Source organism: Nocardioides sp. CPCC 206348 (genome assembly GCF_048654705.1).
Lineage (GTDB): Bacteria > Actinomycetota > Actinomycetes > Propionibacteriales > Nocardioidaceae > Nocardioides.
This window is the reverse complement of record NZ_JBMCZA010000114.1, coordinates 1-4,207: the sequence shown is the minus strand read 5'-3', so window position 1 is coordinate 4,207 and position 4,207 is coordinate 1. Positions and strand designations below refer to the sequence as shown.

The window sequence follows — 4,207 nt, the reverse complement described above, 5'->3', positions numbered from 1 at the left end:
AGCCGACGGAGCCAGGCGTTCGGGTCCTGCGCGGGCGGGTCCTGCACGGGCGGAACCGCTGTCACGAGGCGGCCTCCGCGGTGCCGGAGGACAGGAACTGGTTCGACGGTCGCGGCAGGCCGTAGTGCTCCCGCAAGGTCGTACCGGTGTAGTCGGTGCGGAACAGCCCGCGCTCCTGCAGGATCGGCACGACGTCGGAGACGAACACCTCCAGGCCCGAGGGCAGCACCGCCGGCATGATGTTGAAGCCGTCGGCCGCGCCGCTCCTGAACCAGTGCTCGATCGTGTCGGCCACGCGCGCTGGCGTCCCCGTGAACGTGCGGTGGCCGCGGCCACCACCCAGCCGGCCGATCAGCTCGCGCACCGTCAGCTGCTCGCGGCGGGCGAGCTCGACGATCAACGTGTAGCGGCTCTTCGAGCCCTCGATCTGCTCCTCCGGCGGGAGGTCCGCGGGGAGCTGCTGGTCGAACGCCAGCTGCTCGGGCTCGACCCGGAGCAGCGTCGCGAGCTGCTTGCGGGCGTACTCCGGCGCGATCAGCCGGTCCAGCTCCTCCTCGAGCTCGCGGGCCTCGCGATCGGTCGCCCCGATGACGGGGACGATGCCAGGCAGGATCTTGACGTGGTCCGGATCGCGACCGAAGTCCACTGCGCGCTTCTTCACGTCGGCGTAGAAGGCCTGGCCCTCCTCGATCGTCGGCTGCGCGGTGAAGACCGCCTCGGCCCAGCGGGCGGCGAAGTCCTTGCCGTCCTCGCTCGATCCCGCCTGCACGAGCAACGGGTAGCCCTGCGGGCTGCGCGGGACGTTCAGCGCACCCTCGACCTCGAAGTACCGGCCACGGTGGCCGATGGCCCGGACCTTGTCGGCCTCGGCGTGCACGCCGCGCTCCTTGTCGGCGACGATCGCGTCGTCGGCCCACGAGTCCCAGAGCTTCGTGGACACCTCCAGGAACTCCGCGGCCCGCGCATAGCGGTCCTTGTGCAGCGGTTGCCCCTCCAGCCCGAAGTTCCGGGCGGCCGCGTCGCCGGCCGTGGTCACGATGTTCCATCCCGCCCGGCCACCCGAGAGGTGGTCGACCGAGGCGAACCGCCGCGCCAGGTTGTAGGGCTCGTTGTACGACGTCGACGCGGTCGCGATCAGGCCGATCCGGCTGGTGCTGACGCCGAGTGCCGTCAGCAGCACGGTCGGCTCGAGCCGGCCGGACGGGCGCCGGCCGGGGTCACCGAACAGCACCGGGCCGTCGGCGAGGAACAGGGAGTCGAACTTCGCGTCCTCCGCGATCCGCGCGAGCCGCTGGAAGTACGCGAGGTCGAGGTTCGCGTGCGGGTCGGACTCCGGGAGGCGCCAGGACGCCTCGTGGTGGCCGGTGTCGTGGATGAACAGGTTGAAGTGCAGCTGCCGCTGCGACCCGTAGGTTGCGTCGGTGCCCATCAGGCGCTCTCCTCGGACACCTGGTGGACCCGGTTGGCCGGACGGGCGAGGCCGTACCGGTCACGCAGCGTGCTGCCTTCGTACTCGGTGCGGAACAGGTCCCGCTCCTGCAGGATCGGCACCACCTTGTCGACGAACGCCTCGAGGCCCGAGGGCAGCACGGCGGGCATGATGTTGAACCCGTCGGCCGCGCCGTTCTCGAAGTAGTGCTGGATCGTGTCGGCCACCTGCACCGGTGTACCGGTGAAGGTGCGGTGGCCCCGGCCGCCGCCGAGCCGGGCGATCAGCTGGCGCAGCGTGAGGTTCTCGCGCCGGGCGAGGTCCACGATGAGCGTGTAGCGGCTCTTCGCGGTCTCGATCTCGTCCTCCTTCGGGAGCAGGTCGAGCGGCAGCGGCTCGTCGAGCTCGAGGAGCTCCGGGTCGATGTTGAAGCGCTTGGCCAGGTTGCGCTTCTGGTGCTCGGGGTTGATCAGCCGCTCCAGCTGGTCCTCGAGCTCGCGGGCCTCGGCCTCGGTGTCCCCGATGACCGGGACGATGCCGGGCAGGATCTTGATGCTGTCGGGGCTACGGCCGTGCCCGGCGGTGCGCTGCTTGAGGTCGGCGTAGAAGGCCTGCGAGTCCTCCAGGGTCTGCTGCGCCGTGAACACCGCCTCGGCCCAGGTGGCGGCGAGCTCCTTGCCGTCCTCGCTCGACCCGGCCTGCACCAGCAGCGGCCAGCCCTGCGGCGGGCGCGGCGAGTTGAGCGGACCGTCGACCCGGAAGAACCGGCCGCGGTGGTTGATGGCGCGGACCTTGTCCTTGCGCGTGTGGACGGCTCCTTCCTTGTCGGCGATGGTCGCGTCGTCGTCCCAGCTGTCCCACAGCTTGGTGACCACGTCGACGAACTCGTCCGCGCGGTCGTAGCGGTCCTTGTGGAGCGGTACGTCGTCGAGACCGAAGTTGCGGGCGGCCTCGGCACCAGCGGTGGTGACGATGTTCCACCCGACGCGGCCCCCGGACGCGATGTCGACCGAGGCGAACCGGCGGGCCAGGTTGAACGGCTCGTTGTACGACGTCGAGGCCGTCGCGATCAGGCCGATGTGCTCGGTGGCACCGGCGATGGCGGTCAGCAGGACCGTCGGCTCGAGCTTGCCGGGAGGCCGGCGGGCCGGGTCGTTGCCCTGCACCGGGCTGTCGGCGAAGAAGATCGAGTCGAGCTTGCCGCGCTCGGCGATCCGGGCGACCGACTTGTAGTACTCGACGTCCCAGATCGCATACGGGTCGGACTCGGGCAGCCGCCAGGCTGCCTCGTGGTGGCCGACGTCCATGATGAAGGCGTTGAGGTGGAGGTGCTTGCGAGTCATGCGTGGTTCTCCTGGCGGGATGGGGCGGGCAGGTCCTCGATGACGCCGAGGGCGGCCAGCAACTGGGAGCGGTAGGCCTGGAAGGCCGGATGGCTCGGCGGATGTCCCTCGGGAAGGTCGATCCGGAGGTCGAGCGTGAAGCGGCCCTCGTCGATGACCAGGACGCGATCGGCCAGGTGGATGGCCTCGTCGACGTCGTGGGTGACGAGCAGGACTGCGGGATCGTGCCGGCTCAACAGGTCGCGCAGCAGGCCGTGCATCTTGATCCGGGTCAGCGCGTCGAGCGCGCCGAACGGCTCGTCGGCCAGCAGGAGCTGCGGCTCGCTGACCAGCGAGCGGGCCAGCGCGGCGCGCTGCTGCTCGCCGCCGGACAGCTCGTGGGGCCACGCCTTCTCGCGGCCGGCGAGGCCGACCTCGGCCAGCACCTCCCGGCCGCGTTGGCGGGCTGCCCCCCGCTGACCGAGGACCACGTTGTCGAGAATTCGCAGCCAGGGCAGGAGTCTGGAGTCCTGGAAGACCAGGGAGACCCGCTGCGGAGCCCAGAGCTCACCGGAGCCGGCGACGTCGTAGTCGAGGCCGGCGACCGCCCGCAGCAGCGTGGACTTGCCCGAGCCGCTGCGGCCGATCAGGGCGACGAACTCGCCCCGGTTGATGGTGAGGTCGATGCTGTCGAGGATGGTGCGCTCGCCGAAGGAGCGGACCAGGTCGGTGGCCCGGACGGCCACGTCGGTGCCCGTCCGGAGCGCGGGAAGGGTCAGCTGGCCAGGGTACGTCGCCACGACAGCACCCTCCTCTCGAGCAGGCGGACGAGGGAGTCGGACGTGAAGCCGAAGATGCCGTAGACCACGAGGCCGACCAGGATGATGTCGGACTGCGCGTAGAGCTGCGCCTGGGCCATCATGTAGCCGACACCGGAGGTCGCGTTGATGGTCTCCACGACGATCAGCGCCATCCACGAGCCGACCACGGCGAGCCGGAACCCGAGGAAGAAACCGGGCAGCGCGCCGGGGATCAGCACCTTGCGGATGTACTGCAGCTTGCTCAGCCGCAGTGTCTCGGCGAGCTCGACGTACCGGTTGTCGATGCTGACCAGGGCGCCGTAGGTGTTGATGTAGATCGGGATCAGCACGCCGAGCGCGACGACCGCGACCTTGAACTCCTCGCCGATCCCGAGCCACAGGATGAGCAGCGGGATGAGCGCCAGGTTCGGGATCGCGCGCTTGACCTGCAGCGTGCCGTCGACGAAGGCCTCACCGATGCGGGTCAGGCCGCCCACGATGGCGAGGACGACGCCCGCGCTGACACCGAGCGCCAGACCGAGCATGGCCCGGTGCAGGGACGCGAGGACGTTCTCCTGGAGGCGACCGTTCTCGATCAGGGCCCACCCGGTCTTCAGGGCGACGTCGGGACCGGTGAGCAGGCGCGGGTCGAGGAG

The 4,207-nt window shown here is 70.4% G+C and carries 4 protein-coding genes; all 4 read right to left on the bottom strand.

Annotated features, from left to right (window positions below; genetic code table 11):
* Positions 1–61: 61 nt before the first annotated feature.
* Complete coding sequence (locus ACOADB_RS06930) at positions 62–1,429, bottom strand: LLM class flavin-dependent oxidoreductase (protein WP_378597227.1); 1,368 nt, start codon at positions 1,427–1,429, stop codon at positions 62–64.
* Positions 1,429–2,772 carry an LLM class flavin-dependent oxidoreductase gene (locus tag ACOADB_RS06925; RefSeq protein WP_378597226.1) on the bottom strand — a complete coding sequence of 448 codons (1,344 nt, stop codon included), beginning with the start codon at positions 2,770–2,772 and terminating at the stop codon, positions 1,429–1,431. The genes ACOADB_RS06930 and ACOADB_RS06925 overlap by 1 nt, the downstream gene beginning before the upstream one ends.
* Positions 2,769–3,551, bottom strand: a complete 783-nt coding sequence (locus ACOADB_RS06920) for an ABC transporter ATP-binding protein (protein WP_378597225.1) — start codon at positions 3,549–3,551, stop codon at positions 2,769–2,771. The genes ACOADB_RS06925 and ACOADB_RS06920 overlap by 4 nt, the downstream gene beginning before the upstream one ends.
* A partial coding sequence (locus ACOADB_RS06915) for an ABC transporter permease (RefSeq protein ID WP_378597224.1) occupies positions 3,527–4,207 on the bottom strand: 681 nt, incomplete at its 5' end. The genes ACOADB_RS06920 and ACOADB_RS06915, both read right to left, overlap by 25 nt.